This is a genomic window from Frigoribacterium sp. R86507, from assembly GCF_044597695.1.
Lineage (GTDB): Bacteria > Actinomycetota > Actinomycetes > Actinomycetales > Microbacteriaceae > Frigoribacterium.
This window is the reverse complement of record NZ_CP139002.1, coordinates 594,473-608,343: the sequence shown is the minus strand read 5'-3', so window position 1 is coordinate 608,343 and position 13,871 is coordinate 594,473. Positions and strand designations below refer to the sequence as shown.

The 13,871-nt window shown below is 72.6% G+C and carries 12 protein-coding genes; 4 read left to right on the top strand and 8 right to left on the bottom strand.

Going from position 1 to position 13,871, the window contains the following annotated elements:
- Positions 1-6 precede the first annotated feature (6 nt).
- Together SJY14_RS03030 and SJY14_RS03025 are read right to left on the bottom strand one after the other, a co-directional pair.
- The gene (locus SJY14_RS03030; RefSeq protein ID WP_255364246.1) at positions 7-1,734 is read right to left on the bottom strand and encodes an AtzH-like domain-containing protein; all 1,728 of its coding nucleotides are present in this window, start codon (positions 1,732-1,734) and stop codon (positions 7-9) included.
- Entirely contained in the window at positions 1,727-2,872 is a 1,146-nt protein-coding gene (locus SJY14_RS03025) for an acetamidase/formamidase family protein (RefSeq protein ID WP_083396338.1), read from the bottom strand. The genes SJY14_RS03030 and SJY14_RS03025 overlap by 8 nt, the downstream gene beginning before the upstream one ends.
- Before the next feature lie 113 nt (positions 2,873-2,985).
- Between SJY14_RS03025 and pucL the strand changes: the two genes are divergently transcribed.
- Positions 2,986-3,879, top strand: a complete 894-nt coding sequence (gene pucL / locus SJY14_RS03020; protein ID WP_043596242.1) for a factor-independent urate hydroxylase — start codon at positions 2,986-2,988, stop codon at positions 3,877-3,879.
- 50 nt (positions 3,880-3,929) lie between these two features.
- Positions 3,930-4,406, top strand: coding sequence for a nucleoside deaminase (locus SJY14_RS03015; protein WP_071256520.1), 477 nt, complete (start codon positions 3,930-3,932; stop codon positions 4,404-4,406).
- An 18-nt stretch (positions 4,407-4,424) separates the two neighbouring features.
- Here SJY14_RS03015 and uraH read toward each other — a convergent pair whose 3' ends face one another.
- Both uraH and uraD read right to left on the bottom strand, forming a co-directional pair.
- Entirely contained in the window at positions 4,425-4,751 is a 327-nt protein-coding gene (gene uraH, locus SJY14_RS03010) for a hydroxyisourate hydrolase (RefSeq protein WP_071256112.1), read from the bottom strand.
- Entirely contained in the window at positions 4,748-5,269 is a 522-nt protein-coding gene (uraD, locus tag SJY14_RS03005; RefSeq protein WP_071256110.1) for a 2-oxo-4-hydroxy-4-carboxy-5-ureidoimidazoline decarboxylase, read from the bottom strand. The genes uraH and uraD overlap by 4 nt, the downstream gene beginning before the upstream one ends.
- 159 nt (positions 5,270-5,428) lie before the next feature.
- Here uraD and SJY14_RS03000 point away from each other — a divergent pair, with 159 nt between their 5' ends.
- Positions 5,429-6,376, top strand: coding sequence for an FAD binding domain-containing protein (locus tag SJY14_RS03000; protein WP_071256108.1), 948 nt, complete (start codon positions 5,429-5,431; stop codon positions 6,374-6,376).
- The gene (locus SJY14_RS02995; RefSeq protein WP_071256104.1) at positions 6,373-9,144 is read left to right on the top strand and encodes a molybdopterin cofactor-binding domain-containing protein; all 2,772 of its coding nucleotides are present in this window, start codon (positions 6,373-6,375) and stop codon (positions 9,142-9,144) included. The genes SJY14_RS03000 and SJY14_RS02995 overlap by 4 nt, the downstream gene beginning before the upstream one ends.
- A gap of 358 nt (positions 9,145-9,502) precedes the next feature.
- Here SJY14_RS02995 and SJY14_RS02990 read toward each other — a convergent pair whose 3' ends face one another.
- From SJY14_RS02990 to SJY14_RS02975, 4 genes are all read right to left on the bottom strand, one after another.
- Positions 9,503-10,945, bottom strand: a complete 1,443-nt coding sequence (locus tag SJY14_RS02990) for a nucleobase:cation symporter-2 family protein (RefSeq protein ID WP_083396336.1) — start codon at positions 10,943-10,945, stop codon at positions 9,503-9,505.
- A 288-nt stretch (positions 10,946-11,233) separates the two neighbouring features.
- Positions 11,234-12,085, bottom strand: a complete 852-nt coding sequence (locus SJY14_RS02985) for a 5'-methylthioadenosine/S-adenosylhomocysteine nucleosidase (RefSeq protein ID WP_083396335.1) — start codon at positions 12,083-12,085, stop codon at positions 11,234-11,236.
- Positions 12,082-12,534 (bottom strand): S-ribosylhomocysteine lyase, encoded by a 453-nt coding sequence (locus tag SJY14_RS02980; RefSeq protein WP_043597358.1) that lies wholly within the window; start codon positions 12,532-12,534, stop codon positions 12,082-12,084. Before SJY14_RS02980 ends, SJY14_RS02985 begins: the two co-directional genes overlap by 4 nt.
- Before the next feature lie 348 nt (positions 12,535-12,882).
- Positions 12,883-13,812, bottom strand: coding sequence for an aldo/keto reductase family oxidoreductase (locus SJY14_RS02975; protein WP_071256103.1), 930 nt, complete (start codon positions 13,810-13,812; stop codon positions 12,883-12,885).
- Positions 13,813-13,871 lie beyond the last annotated feature (59 nt).

Genomic DNA, 13,871 nt, shown 5'->3' with positions numbered 1-13,871 from the left:
CGAGCATCAGGTCGCCCAGGTCGCCGCGAGGTCGAGCAGGGACAGGTCCGACCCGCGCGGCCCCACGAGGCACAGCCCGACGGGTGCCCGCCGCCCGGAGGCCAGTGGCACCTCGAGGACGGGCGCCGAGACGGCAGGAGCACCGAGCACGCCGGCGACGCAGGTCAGACCGAGCGTCGCCGAGCGCACCGCGTCCACCTCGGCGGGGGTCGCGCCGAGCGAGGGCGCGGCCGAGGACGCACTCGGCAGGAGCAGCACCCGCCCGTCGAGGAGGGACTCGAGACGGTGACGTTCGTGGCCGAGGGCGACCCGCGCCTCCTCGGCCTGCCGGGGCGAGATCGTCGCGCCGAACGCGAAGCGGGCCGCCACGTCGGCGGCGAGTTCGCCCGGATGCGCGGTGATCCAGTCGCCGTCGGACTGCCAGGCCTCGAAGGCCTGCAGCACGCGGAACAGCTCGAACAGCTGCGCGACGTCGCCCAGCACGACCGGCTCGGGACGCTCGATGCGTCCCGCCGCGGTCGCCTTGTCGAGGGCCCGCCCGAACTCGGCCCGCACCTCGGGCGTGACCGAGGCGAGCAGTCCGGGGTCGACCACGTAGGACGGCTCGACCGGCACCTGATCGGCTGCCGACAGCGATGTCTCGGCCACCCGGCGGAGCAGGTCGACGTCTCGCGTCAACCAGCCGACCGTATCGAAGCTCGGCGCGAGCGGCAGGAGACCGGCACGGTCAACGGCCCCGTGCGTCGTGCGGAGGCCCCAGAGGCCCTGGTACGACGCGGGCACCCGGAGCGACCCGCCCGTGTCGGTGCCGAGGCCGATGCTCGCCTGCCCGAGGGCCACGGCCGCCGCCGGGCCACTGGTCGAACCGCCCGAGATCGCCCCCGGCACGGCGGGGTTCGGTGGGGTGCCGTAGGCCGAGTTGCGGCCCGCGATGCTGTACGCGAACTCGTCGGTCTGGGCGATGCCCTGCAGGTCGGCTCCGGCGTCGAGCAGGTGCTGCACCGCGGCCGCATGCCGGGTCTCGGGGGTCGCACCGGCGAGCCGTGCAGGCACCCCGGCGCCGATCGCGTGGCCCGCGACGGCGAACAGGTCCTTCACGGCGACGGTCTCGCCTGCGAGCGTTCGTGCCGACGGCGGCGCACCGCCTCCACCACCGCCGGACTCAGCCCGAGAGCCCGCAGGAGGCGCGGTGTCGGTCACCCCGTCGTCGCGCCGACCCGAGACGAGCGGCTCGCCCACGACCCGCCAGACCCGGCGGTCGATCGCCGGAGGCGACGCCTGCACCTGCGCCGACGCGATCCGCCACGGGCGAGCACCCTGCGAACCCGAACCCGAACCCGAACCCGACTCTCGGCGCCAGAGCTGCGTGACGACACCGCGTCCACCGGAGGCCGGGGCGTTGACCGACACGACCAGGGCGGTGTCGGCGTCGAGGACCCGCACGTGGCACTCGACCACACGACGCACCGGACCCGAGCCCCGCCTCCCCCGGAAGGCAGCGATGGCGTCGTGCCCGACCAACAGACCACCGGCGTCGGCACGCATCACCGTGGCGGTCGGTTCGAAGGCGGCGGCGAGCGCGACCTGGTCGTCGGCCGCGAGCGCCCGCTCGTAGGCGTCGAACGCGGCGCTCAGGCCGTCGGGCACGTCACCCTCGACGGTCGTGGGGACGGTGCCCGAGCCGACCCGTGCCTCCTCGTGCCGGGGCAGGTCGGGGGGCGTCGCATCAACCACCGAAGTCCGCCTTGCGGATGCGGGCGTGGACGCCCTTGACCAGGTCGACGACCTGCGAGATGTCGAAGTCGGTCGCGGCCGACAGGTAGGCGTAGGCGAGACTGCGGTCCATGCCGTAGCGGGCCTCGAGCAGGTCGATCGCCGCGCGGACGCAGGCGCGGACCGCCTCGTCGAGGTCTTCGTCGAGACCGGTGGGCACGAGCAACTCGGCGGTCTCGGCCAGCGGCCCGGCGATCTCGCCGAACAGTGCCACGGCCTGGGCACGCGGCACCAGGTCGAAGCGGACCGTGACGCGCAGGCTGGCCTCCATCGCGGTGAGTGCGACCTCGCCGTCGCCCTGGGCGAAGTGCGGGTCGCCGACGTAGGCGAGGGCCCCGGGCACCTGGACGGGCAGGTGCAGGGAGGCGCCCTCGGTCAGCAGGGCGATGTCGACGTTGCCCCCGTGTGAGCCCGGCGGCACCGAGTGCGGTCGCTCGTCGCCCGCGACGGCGACGCCCATGATGCCGAGGAACGGGTGCAGGGGGAACCGCACGGTGTGCTCGGCGCCGGGTACGAGCGGCAGGGTGCCGACGAGTGAACCGTCGGGCTCGTGGTCGACGGCCGCGAAGACGCTGACCGGGCCGGCCTCGAGCGGGAACTCGCCGGCGAGGGCGCCGCGACCGTGACGGTTCGAGATGACGCCGTAGGGCACCCGCGGCGTCGCGTCGAGCAGGGTCATCGTGACGACGTCGCCGGGCTGCGCCCCGCGGATCGCGATGGGCCCCGTCACGACGTGCGGTCCGTCGGCGGCGGGGTCTCGGCCGTGCCGCTCGTCGCCCGCGGCGGCCAGGGCGACCGCGTCGTCGAGCACGTGGTCGGCAGGCACCCCGTGACGGGCGAAGAAGGCCCGGGGGTCACGCCCCTGGTCGTCGAGCACGCCCTCGTGACTGAGGGTGTCGATGAGGACGGCCGTGCCCGGGTCGATCGTGAGCACCGGCTCGTCGGAGGCGCAGGGCAAGCGCCCCCACAGGGTGGTGGCGAGTGTCGCGGGCACGTAGGGAACGGCCCCGTCACGGTCGCCCGGCGACAGGGGCTGCAGGATCGGAGTCGCGGGAACGGGGCCCGACGGGGGCGCTGGGGTCGCCTCGGAGATCGCCATGCCCAGCACAGTAGCGAGTGGACGCCTCGTCCCGACAAGCCTTCTGAAACGAGTTGTTCACAATTCGTCGATCGTGAAACAAGTCGTTCACACGGTTGTGTGATCATCGCCGCATGGCGATCATCCTCGGCGACAACCAGTACGGCAAAGCAGAGTCGCGACTCGTGCGCTTCTACCGCGACGGGCCCCGACACGAGATCCGCGACGTCAACGTCACGACCGCGTTGCGCGGCCCCTTCGACGCGGCGTACCTCCGCGGCGACCAGAGCGCCGTCCTGCCGACCGACACCCAGAAGAACACCGCGTTCGCCTTCGCGAAGTCGAAGGGCGTCGAGGCCGTCGAGCGCTTCGGGCTCGAGCTCGCCCGCCACTTCGTGCACGACGTCGAGCCCGTGACGGGCGCCCGCATCGAGATCGAGCAGTACGACTGGCAGCGGGCCGTGGTCGACGGCACCGAGCACGACCACACCTGGCTGCGCTCGGGGCAAGAGGTCCGGACCGCCGCCGTCACGGTCGACGACACCGGCGAGTACGTCGTGGGCGGCCTGAAAGACCTGGTCCTGCTCAAGTCGACCGGCTCCGAGTTCGCCGGGTTCCTGACCGACGAGTTCACGACCCTGCCCGAGACGCACGACCGCGTCATGGCGACGGCCCTCGACGCGAAATGGCGCTTCGGCACGACCGACGTCGACTGGGAGGCCACGTACGCCGAGGTCAAGCGCTTGATGGTCCGCGAGTTCGCCACCCTGCAGTCGCTCGCCCTCCAGCAGACCCTGTGGCACATGGGCACGGCCGTCCTCGAGGCGATCCCCTCGATCGTCGAGGTGCGTCTCAAGGCACCCAACAAGCACCACTTCGCCTACGACCTCTCACCCTTCGGCCTCGAGAACCCGGGCGAGGTCTTCTGGGCCGCCGATCGCCCGTACGGTCTGATCGAGGCCACCGTGCTGCGTGACGACGCGCCGCCGGCCCACGACGCCTGGCGTGCGTCCGCGGGCCTCGCATGAGCGTCGTCGAGTCCATCGACCCCACACCCGCCACACCCCGAGGAGACACCGTGACCGGAACCGACGACGCCCGCTGGCTGGCGCGCACGATCGAGTTGGCCGTCGAGAACGTGGCGAACGGGGGCGGACCGTTCGGGGCCGTCATCGTGCGTGGCGACGAGCTCGTGGCCGAGGGGCAGAACCGGGTGACGGCCAACCTCGACCCCACCGCGCACGCCGAGGTCACCGCGATCCGCGCGGCGTGCCAGGCGGTCGGCGAATTCTCCCTCGCCGGCACGACCCTCTACACCTCGTGCGAACCGTGCCCGCTGTGCCTCTCGGCGTCGCTCTGGGCGAGGGTCGACCGGGTCGTGTACGCCGCCGACCGGCACGACGCCGCGCGCGGCGGTTTCGACGACCTGGAGTTCTACGAGCTCTTCGCGCGCGACCGGTCCACCTGGGACCTCCCCGTCGACGAGGTGCGCCCCACGAACGCGCCGGCGCCGTTCGAGGCGTGGCTGACCCACGACCACCGCACCGACTACTGAGCCGCCGTGCGAGGGGGGTCAGCTGCCGCGATAGGTCGAGTACGCGAACGGGCTGAGCAGCACGGGCACGTGGTAGTGGCTCGACTCGTCGGCGAGGGTGAAGTCGATCGTCACACGCGGGTAGAACGTGTCACGCCGCGACGCCGCGAAGTAGGCGGCGGTCTCGAAGACGAGTCGGTAGTCGGCGGCGGGCAGGGCGTCCGGGCCGAGCTCGGGCACGCGCCCGTCGGCGTTCGTGACTCCGGTGGCGAGCTCGACACCCTGGGCGTCGAAGAGCGCGACGGGGACGTCGGCCGCCGGGCGGCCCAGCGCGGCGTCGAGGACGTGCGTGGTGACGTGGCTCATGCGCCGACCTCGTCCGTGCGGCCGGTGGACGCCGGCTCGGCGAAGGTCGTCTGCAGCCGCAGCAGGGCGATGTCGCGCAGCTCCGCCCCGACGATGCGCTGCTCGGTGTCGTCGTCGAGCCCGAGCCGCCGGTGCAGCTCGCCCACGATCTCGGCCCGGCTCCGACCGGCGGCGCGGATGAGGAACACCCGGTCGAAGCGCTGCTCGTACGCGGCGTTGCCCTCGGCCAGCAGCTGCGCGAGGGTCTCGTCGTCGGCGTCGGCCGCCGAGCCCTGCTCGCGTCGGCTGAACTCCTGGGCGGCCCCGTCGCCGACCGGCTTCTCGCCGATGCGCGGGTGGTGCGCCATCGCCTCGTCGATCTCGGCGGCGCTGAGCGGCGTCGCGGCGGCGGCCGCGACCGTGATCAAGGCGTCGGCGTCGGCGAACGGCGACTGCGCGGCGACGTCGTCGGCCCATCGCTCGACGTTCAGGGCGGCCAGCAGATGCGAACGCAGGGTGGCGTCGTCGAGCTCGATCATGACGCACACCCTAGCGACGGTGCCCCGACGCGACGGGAGCGGCTGGCCGACCCGCGCCTCCCGGGCTCCGAGCGGGGGCACGAGGATCGGTGACGGTCGTTCGACGCCGAGCGAGCCGACACATGCTCGAAACCCCGGTCGTGCAGAGTGGGTGCTCCCATGGACCTGACCACCGTTCGCGAGATCCGCACCCCGTCACGTCGAGACGAGATCGTCTTCGCGCCCGGCGAGCGTCCCCTCGGCGGCGGCACGTGGCTGTTCTCCGAACGGCAACCCGGGCTGACCGGCTTGGTCGACCTGACCTCGCTCGGGTGGACGCCCGTCGAGCGAGGCAGTGCCGACGACGGCCGCGACGTCGTCGGCATCGCCGCCACCTGCACCATCGCCGAGCTGCTGCGGCTGCCCGCCGACGACGACTGGGCCGCCCACCCGCTGATCGACCAGTGCGCGAACTCGCTGCTCGCCTCGTTCAAGATCTGGAACGTCGCGACGGTCGGCGGCAACGTCGCCCTCGGGTTGCCGGCCGGGGCGATGACCTCGCTCATGGCGACCCTCGACGCCACGGCCCTCGTGTGGACCACCGACGGCGATGAGCGTCGTCAGCCGGTGTCCACCTTCGTCACCGGGGTGGTGCAGAACGCCCTCGAGCCCGGCGAGGTGCTGCGCGCGCTCGAGGTGCCGGTCGATTCGCTGCGCTCGCGCACCGGGTTCCGGCGCATCTCGCTGAGTCCCCTGGGCCGTTCGGGCACGCTGGTCACGGCCCGACTCGGCCTCGACGGCGAGTTCGTCGTCACCGTCACGGCGGGGACGACCCGTCCGGTCCAGCTGCGCTTCGACGAGGTGCCCGGCGAACGGGCCCTGGCGGACGCCCTCGCCCGGGTCGACTGCTGGTACTCCGACCCCCACGGCGATCCCGACTGGCGTCGCGCGATGAGCACCCGCTTCGCCGACGAGCTGCGCGTCGAGCTCGGGCAGCCGGCCACCGACGTGCTCGTCCCGGCCGGCCGGGCACGACCTCACCGGGAGGCGACCCACGACCCCCGCAGCGCCACCGCGCGGGCGAGGTCGACGCCACCCGCCACCACGACCCCCGGAGGCGCGCGATGACCCCGAGACACGTCACGTTCGAGGTCGACGGCCTGCCCCTCGACGCCGACCTCGCACCCGGTCAGGTGCTGCGCACGGTGCTGCGCGAGAACGGTGTCCACTCGGTCAAGAAGGGATGCGACGCGGGCGACTGCGGCGCCTGCTCGGTGCTGGTCGACGGCGACCCCGTGCACTCGTGCATCTATCCCGCGCACCGGCTCGAGGGCCGGGCCGTGACGACGGCGGCCGGTCTCGGCACACCCGAACACCCCCACCCCGTGCAGCAGGCGTTCGCGGACGCGGCCGGGTTCCAGTGCGGCTTCTGCACCGCCGGCATGGTGGTGACGGCCTCGACGTTCACCGAGGCCGACGCGGACGACCTCCCGCGCCTCCTGAAGGGCAACCTCTGCCGGTGCACGGGGTACCGGGCGATCGGCGACGCGATCTGCGGCGTCTCGAACACGGTGTCCCCGGCCGACGGCGAGGCGGCCGGACGTTCGGTCAAGGCTCCGGCGGCGATGCGCGTGGTGTCGGGCAGCGAGCCGTACACGCTCGACTTCCGCAGCACGACGAAGCTGCAGCACCTCGCCGTGCTCGGCAGCCCGCACGCACACGCCCGCATCACGTCGATCGACACGAGCGCGGCCGAGGCGCTGCCCGGGGTGCACCTGGTGTTGACGCACCGTGACTCCCCCGCGACCCTGTTCTCGACCGGTCGCCACGAGGACCGCGAGGACGACCCCGACGACGGACTCGTCCTCGACCCCGTGCTGCGGTTCCGCGGGCAGCGCGTCGCCGCGGTCGTCGCCGACGACGTCCGCACGGCGACGAACGCCCTGGCCGCGATCGTGGTCGAGTACGAACCCCTGCCCGCCGTGTTCGACCCCGAGACGGCGCGCACGCCCGGGGCCCCGTTGCTGCACGGCGAGAAGACCAGCGAGGTGTCGCGCATCGCGTTCCCCGAGCGCAACACCGTGGCCGCGATGCACGACGAGACCGGTGACGTCGAGGCCGGCCTGGCAGCGGCGGACGCGGTGGTCGAGGGCACCTGGCGTACGCAGCGCGTCTCGCACGGAGCCCTCGAGACGCACGCCTCACGCGGCTGGCTCGACGACGACGGACGCCTCGTGATCCGCACGGCGAGCCAGGTGCCGTTCCTCGTGCGGGACGAGCTGGCTCACGTCTTCGAACTGCCGCAGGAGCAGATCAGGGTCTTCGCCGCCCGCGTGGGCGGCGGTTTCGGGGGCAAGCAAGAACTGATCACCGAAGACCTGGTCGCCCTCGCCGTGCTGCGCACCGGACGACCCGTGCAGTACGAGTTCACCCGCGAGGACGAGTTCACGATCGCCCCGACCCGCCACCCGATGCGGGTCCGCGTGCGGGTCGGCGCGACGAGCGACGGGGTGCTGACCGCGATGCACGTCGACCAGTTGATGGACACGGGCGCCTACGGCAACCACGGCGTCGGCGTCATGTACCACTCGGTGCACGAGTCGACCAGCGTCTACCGCTGCCCGAACAAGCGCGTCGACGCCGAGTCGGTCTACACGAACAACCTGCCCTCGGGGGCGTTCCGCGGGTACGGGCTCGGGCAGGTCGTCTTCGCCGTCGAGTCCGCGATGGACGAACTGGCCCGCGAGCTCGGCATCGACCCGTTCGAGTTCCGCCGCCGCAACGTGATCGTCCCCGGCGACCCGATGGTGGTCACCGACCCCGACGAAGAGAGCGACCTGCTGATCGGCAGCTACGGACTCGACCAGTGCCTCGACCTGGTCGAGCAGGCGCTGGAGTCTCCTGCTCCCGAGGGCGCGCCTCCTGCCCCCGTCGGCCCGACCTGGTCGACCGGACGAGGCATGGCCCTCGCGATGATCGCGACGATCCCGCCGCGCGGTCACTTCGCCGACACCTCGATCGAGTTGCTGCCCGGCGGCCGCTACGACATCGGCGTCGGCACGGCCGAGTTCGGCAACGGCACGACGACCGTGCACACCCAGCTCGTCGCCTCGGCACTCGGCACCACGCCCGACCGGGTCGTCGTCCGTCAGTCCGACACCGACGTGGCCCGCTACGACACCGGGGCCTACGGTTCGGCCGGCGTCGTCGTCGCGGGCAAGGCGCTGCTCGCCGCGGCCCACAAGCTGCGCGCGGCCATGGTCGACCGTGCCCTGGCGATCGCAGGAGGCGCGGGTCACGCCGTCGACACCGCCACCGCCCCCGAGGTGGTCGCGGGCGGCGTCGTGGTGCGGGTCGGCCCCGGCGTCGACGCGACCGTCCTCGTCTCGAGCGAACGGCTGCTGGCCGACGGTCCGCTCGCCGCCGACGGGGCCCACGACGGCACCCCGCGCTCGGTGGCGTTCAACGTGCACGGCTTCGAGGTCGCCGTCGACCGGGCGAGCGGGGAGGTGCGCCTGCTGCGCTCGGTGCAGGCGGCGGACGCCGGAGTCGTGCTGAACCCCGAGCAGCTGCGCGGTCAGGTCGAGGGCGGCACGGCGCAGGCGATCGGCACCGCGCTCTACGAAGAGATGATGCTCGACGACGAGGGGCGCGTGCTGACGACGGCATTCCGCAACTACCGGATGCCCAAGTTCGGCGACGTGCCCGAGACCGAGGTGCACTTCGCGACCACGCACGACGACCTCGGCCCCCTCGGTGCCAAGTCGATGAGCGAGGCGCCGTACAACCCGGTGGCCCCGGCCCTGGCGAACGCGATCCGCGACGCCCTCGGCGTGCGGCCGTACGAGCTGCCGATGTCCCGCGACCGACTCTGGCGCCTCGCCGGCGGGCGCTGAGCCGGGCGGGGCCCAGCCGAGCGACGCGGGGCCGGGCCGAGCCGAGCGACGCGGGGCCGGGCCGGGCCGAACGGAGCCGGGCCGGGCCGAACGGAGCCGGGCCGGGCCGAACGGAGCCGAGCCGGGCCCTCGCCCCCTGAGCCTGATCCGGTACGTACCGGATCACGAGTCGCACCACGAAATGAACGTCGCACCGCCGACATGCGCGGTGCGACGTTCAGTCGATGGTGCGACGCAGGGGCGCGCCGAGCCGAGCCGGGCCGGGCCGGGCCGAGCCAGGCCTGCCGACCGAGCCGAGCCCCGCCCGGCACGCGGGCCGGGGTCGACTCACACCCCGCCCGGCGGCCCGGGCCCCGGCTCAGACCTCGCGCTCGGTCACCCCGGCCGGTGCCGCAGGCCCCCGCACGGCGTCGTGCGCCGACACGTCTCGGTCCGCGCCCTCGTCGCGCGCCTGCACCCGGGGCGAGTTGAGCAGCAGGTTGAGCAGCACGGCGACGATCGCCCCGGCGCTGATGCCCGAGTCGAAGACGATCGTGAACCAGGTCGGGAACTGCGCGTAGATCTCGGGGCTGACCGTGGGCAGCAGGCTGACGCCCAGAGCGACCGCCACGATCAGGATGTTGCTGTTCGTGAACCGCACCTTCGACAGCGTCCGGATGCCGCTCGCCGCCACCATGCCGAACAGCGCGACGCCGGCTCCGCCGAGAACCGCCACCGGCACGCCCTCGACGACGGCCCCGAGCGCGGGCACCAAGCCGAGCACCACGAGGATGCCGCCCGCCAGCGTCGCCACGTACCGCGACTTCACGCCCGTGATGCTGACCAGCCCCACGTTCTGTGCGAAGGCGGTGTACGGGAACGTGTTGAAGATGCCGCCGATGACGGTCGACAGTCCGTCGGCCCGCAGCCCGTCGGCGAGGCGACGCGGCGTCACCGGCCGGTCGACGATCTCACCCACCGCGATGATGTCCCCGGTGGTCTCGGTCATGATCACGAGGCCGACGATGCACATCGACACGATCGCGCTCACCGGGAAGGTCGGCAGCCCGAAGTGGAACGGCAGGGCGAGGCCGAACCAGGCGCTCTCGCCGACGCCGCTCCAGTCGGTCAGACCGAACGGCCAGGCGACGAGTGTGCCGACGACGAGTCCCAGCAGGATCGACAGGCGGCGGAGCGCAGGAGGCGCGAACCGCTCGATCAGGATGATCAGCAGCAGGGTGCCCGCGGCGAAGGCGATGTCGAGGGGACGTCCGAAGTCGTCGGAACCCGTGCCTCCTCCGACCCATCCGGCCGCGACGTCCATCAGCGAGACGCCGATTATCAGGATGACCGTGCCGGTGACGATCGGCGGGAAGAACCGCACCAGCTTCGAGAAGAACGGCGCCAGCAGCATCATGAAGACGCCGCTCGCGATGACCGAGCCGTAGATCGCCGTGATGCCGTACTCGCCGCCGATCACGATCATCGGCCCGACGGCGGCGAAGGTGCAGCCCTGCATCAACGGCAGCCGCACCCCGAAGCGCCAGAACCCCACGGACTGCACGATCGTCGCGATGCCGGCCACGAACAGGTCCGCGCTGATCAGGTACGCGATGTCGCCGGGCTCGAGCCGGCCCATGCCGACCAGCGCTCCGCCGACGATCAGCGGGACGGCGACCGCCCCGGCGTACATCGCGAGCACGTGCTGGAGGCCGAGCGGGAAGAGCCTCCGCAGCGGGGGGACGCGGTCGACGGGGTGCTTCTCGACGGTGTCGACGGGTGCGCCGCCGGCGGCAGCCGGTACGGACGAGGGCTGGGACATCGGGACTCCTGATCGTGGGGATGCCGGGTGGTCGTCGTCAGCGTACGAAACGCGGGTTTCGTCGCGACGGCACGCGTGTTTCAGGCTCGTGACGTGAGCGCGGCGGGTGCCGATGAACCCGGTTCCGAACGATGCACCCACGAGCAACCGGGTGCATCGTTCGAAACCGGGTGCATCGAGAAGGAGGCGCGGGCTGGCTGCCGAGGACCGGAGCAGCATGCGGCGCGGTCGCCGGGCAGTGCCACGCACGGCGCCCGGCGCGCCACGGCCACGGCCACGGCCAGCTGCTCAGCGGGCGGTGATCGCCCGGACGAGGTGCATCGTGACGTCCGCAGACCGCCCCGCCGTCAGGGCGAGGTTCTCGTCGTGCACGTCGTGGGCGTCCGGACCGGCGAGGTCGCTGATGCCGCGCACCGAGACGAACGGCACGTGGTGGACGTGACAGGTCTGGGCGATCGCCATCGACTCCATGTCGACGGCGTCCACGTCGACGACGTCGGCGAAGGCGCTCCGCACGCCGATCACGCGCTCGGCGGTCATGAACGCGTCGCTCGAGGCGATCAAGCCGGGCCGCACGGCCCAGCCGCCGCCCGAGGCGCTCGACACGCTCGACGCGACACCGCCGCCCGAGGCATCGCCCGTGTCGGACGAGACCGACGAGACCGACGTGTCGTAGGCGACCGCCGCCTCCATGAGGGCCTCGTCGGCGTGGAAGCTGGCCGGCATGCCGGGCACCTGTCCCAGCCGGTAACCGAACACGCGCGCGTCGGCGTCGAGGTTGACGTACTCGGAGCCCGCCACGACGTCGCCGATCTCGATGCCGGCCCCCATGCCCGCGGCCGTGCCGGCGCTGATCACGGTCGGCACCACACCCTCGAGCGAGCCCGCCCGCACGATGGCCGAGGTGGCCGCCCCGGCCGCGTTGACGAACCCGATGCCGCTCTGCACCAGCAGCAGCTCGACCCCGTCGATCTCGACGACGCGCTGCAGCGACCCGCCGACGGCGACCGGCTCGTCGACGCGCGACGCCCGTGACACGAACGGCTCGGCCTCGTCGCTCATCGCCACGATCACGATGATCGACGGCGCGGCGAGCGCCGCGACACCGTCGGCAGGAGGCGCGGCGTGCGTCCCGGTCATCGGGTGACGGTCGACCACTCGTCGCGGGCCGCGAGGAAGTCGCGGGCGACGCCCTGCGCACCCTCGAGGGTGTGGTTGGCGCCCCAACCGCACTGGACCTCGTTGGCCGCGGGGACCTCGGTGGCGGTGGTGATGTCGGTGAGGGTGCCCTCGATGAGCGACAGGACGTCGTCCATCGCGGGGTCGCCCTGCAGGATCAGGTAGAACCCTGTCTGGCAGCCCATCGGCGAGAAGTCGATGACGTCACCCGAGCGGTTGCGGGAGTGCTCGGCGAAGAGGTGCTCGAGCGAGTGGACCGACGCCATGTCGAGGTGCGCCTCGTTCGGCTGCGTGAACCGGACGTCGAACTTCGTGATGACGTCGCCGTGCGGCAGCGTCTTCTGGTCCGCGACGCGCACGTAGGGCGCGGCGACGGTGCGGTGGTCGAGGTTGAACGACTCGACGTTCATCTTGGGCTGGGTCACGATGGTCCCTTCGGGGTGCGGGCGGGGCGCGGGAGGCGCCTCGGCCTCTGCACCGATCTGTGCGTCCCAACGCCCTGTCGACCCTAGGACATTCCCCCCGGGCCGGTCGGCGTGTGACCCCGCGCGGGGCTGCGCCGCGCAGCCCGGCCCGGCCCGGCCCGGCCCGGCCCGGCCCGGCTCGCCACCCCGCCACCCCGCCACCCCGCCACGGAATAAACAAGCCGCCACGCAAAAAGATGGCGGTTTGTTTAATCCGTGGCGGCGAGCGGCGACCGGAAGAAGGAGATGGGTGCGGACCGACGGGCGCCGCACAGCCCGCCGCAGCCCGGCGCGCTACGGCAGCGTGTGCCCGGCCGCCGTGAAGAGCCGGTACCACTCGGGCCGGGTGAGCGGCACGTCGGACCCCGCGGCGCTGTCGCGGAGGTGCGCGACGCTCGTCGTGCCGAGGACGACCTGCATCTCGGCCGGGTGCCGGGTGATCCAGGCGACCGGGATCGCCGACGTCGGCACGTCGTACTTCGTGGCGAGCTCGTCGATGACGTCGTTGAGCTCGGGGTAACCGTCGCGGTCGCCCAGGAACACGCCGTCGAAGAAGCCCTTCTGGAACGGCGACCAGGCCTGCAGGGTCATGTCGTTCAAGCGGCTGTAGTCGAGGATGCCGTTGTCGCGGTCGACGGACTGGTCGAGCCCCGCCATGTTGGCCGCGACGCCCGCGGCGATCAGCGGCGCGTGGGTGATGCTGAGCTGCACCTGGTTGACGATCAGCGGCTGCGTCACGCTGCGCTTGAGCAGCTCGACCTGGGCGGGCGTGTGGTTCGAGACGCCGAAGTGGCGCACCTTGCCGCTCGCGTGCAGCTGGTCGAAGGCCGCGGCCACCTCGTCGGGTGCGACGAGGGCGTCGGGCCGGTGCAGCAGCAGCACGTCGAGGCGGTCGGTGCGCAGGGCGGCGAGCGAGGCGTCGACCGACTCGAGGATGTGCTCGGTCGAGAAGTCCCAGAAGCCGTCGCGGATGCCGACCTTGCTCTGCAGCTGGACCGCGTCGCGCTCGGACGAGGTCATGGTGACGGCGTCGCCGAAGCGCTGCTCGCAGTGGTGGGGGTGGTCGCCGTACACGTCGGCGTGGTCGAAGAAGTCGATGCCGAGGTCTCGGGCCTCGGCCACGAGTTCACGGATCGCGTCGTCGGTCATGCCCGAGATGCGCATGAGCCCGAGGACGATGGTCGAGGCGGGGCGGTCGGTGGTGGGTAACGTCGTCGTCTTCACGCGGCCAGTCTGCTCTCGTTCGCCGTCCCCGGGAGTCGATCCGCGCCTCCTCGGGGGAC

Excerpts from the sequence above, each read along its gene's own strand:
- SJY14_RS02980 (WP_043597358.1), bottom strand. The coding sequence starts at position 12,534 with ATGAACGTCGAGTCGTTCAACCTCGACCACCGCACCGTCGCCGCGCCC.
- pucL (WP_043596242.1), top strand. The coding sequence starts at position 2,986 with ATGGCGATCATCCTCGGCGACAACCAGTACGGCAAAGCAGAGTCGCGA.
- SJY14_RS02990 (WP_083396336.1), bottom strand. The coding sequence starts at position 10,945 with ATGTCCCAGCCCTCGTCCGTACCGGCTGCCGCCGGCGGCGCACCCGTC.
- uraH (WP_071256112.1), bottom strand. The coding sequence starts at position 4,751 with ATGAGCCACGTCACCACGCACGTCCTCGACGCCGCGCTGGGCCGCCCG.
- uraD (WP_071256110.1), bottom strand. The coding sequence starts at position 5,269 with ATGATCGAGCTCGACGACGCCACCCTGCGTTCGCATCTGCTGGCCGCC.
- SJY14_RS02985 (WP_083396335.1), bottom strand. The coding sequence starts at position 12,085 with ATGACCGGGACGCACGCCGCGCCTCCTGCCGACGGTGTCGCGGCGCTC.
- SJY14_RS03000 (WP_071256108.1), top strand. The coding sequence starts at position 5,429 with ATGGACCTGACCACCGTTCGCGAGATCCGCACCCCGTCACGTCGAGAC.
- SJY14_RS03025 (WP_083396338.1), bottom strand. The coding sequence starts at position 2,872 with ATGGCGATCTCCGAGGCGACCCCAGCGCCCCCGTCGGGCCCCGTTCCC.
- SJY14_RS02995 (WP_071256104.1), top strand. The coding sequence starts at position 6,373 with ATGACCCCGAGACACGTCACGTTCGAGGTCGACGGCCTGCCCCTCGAC.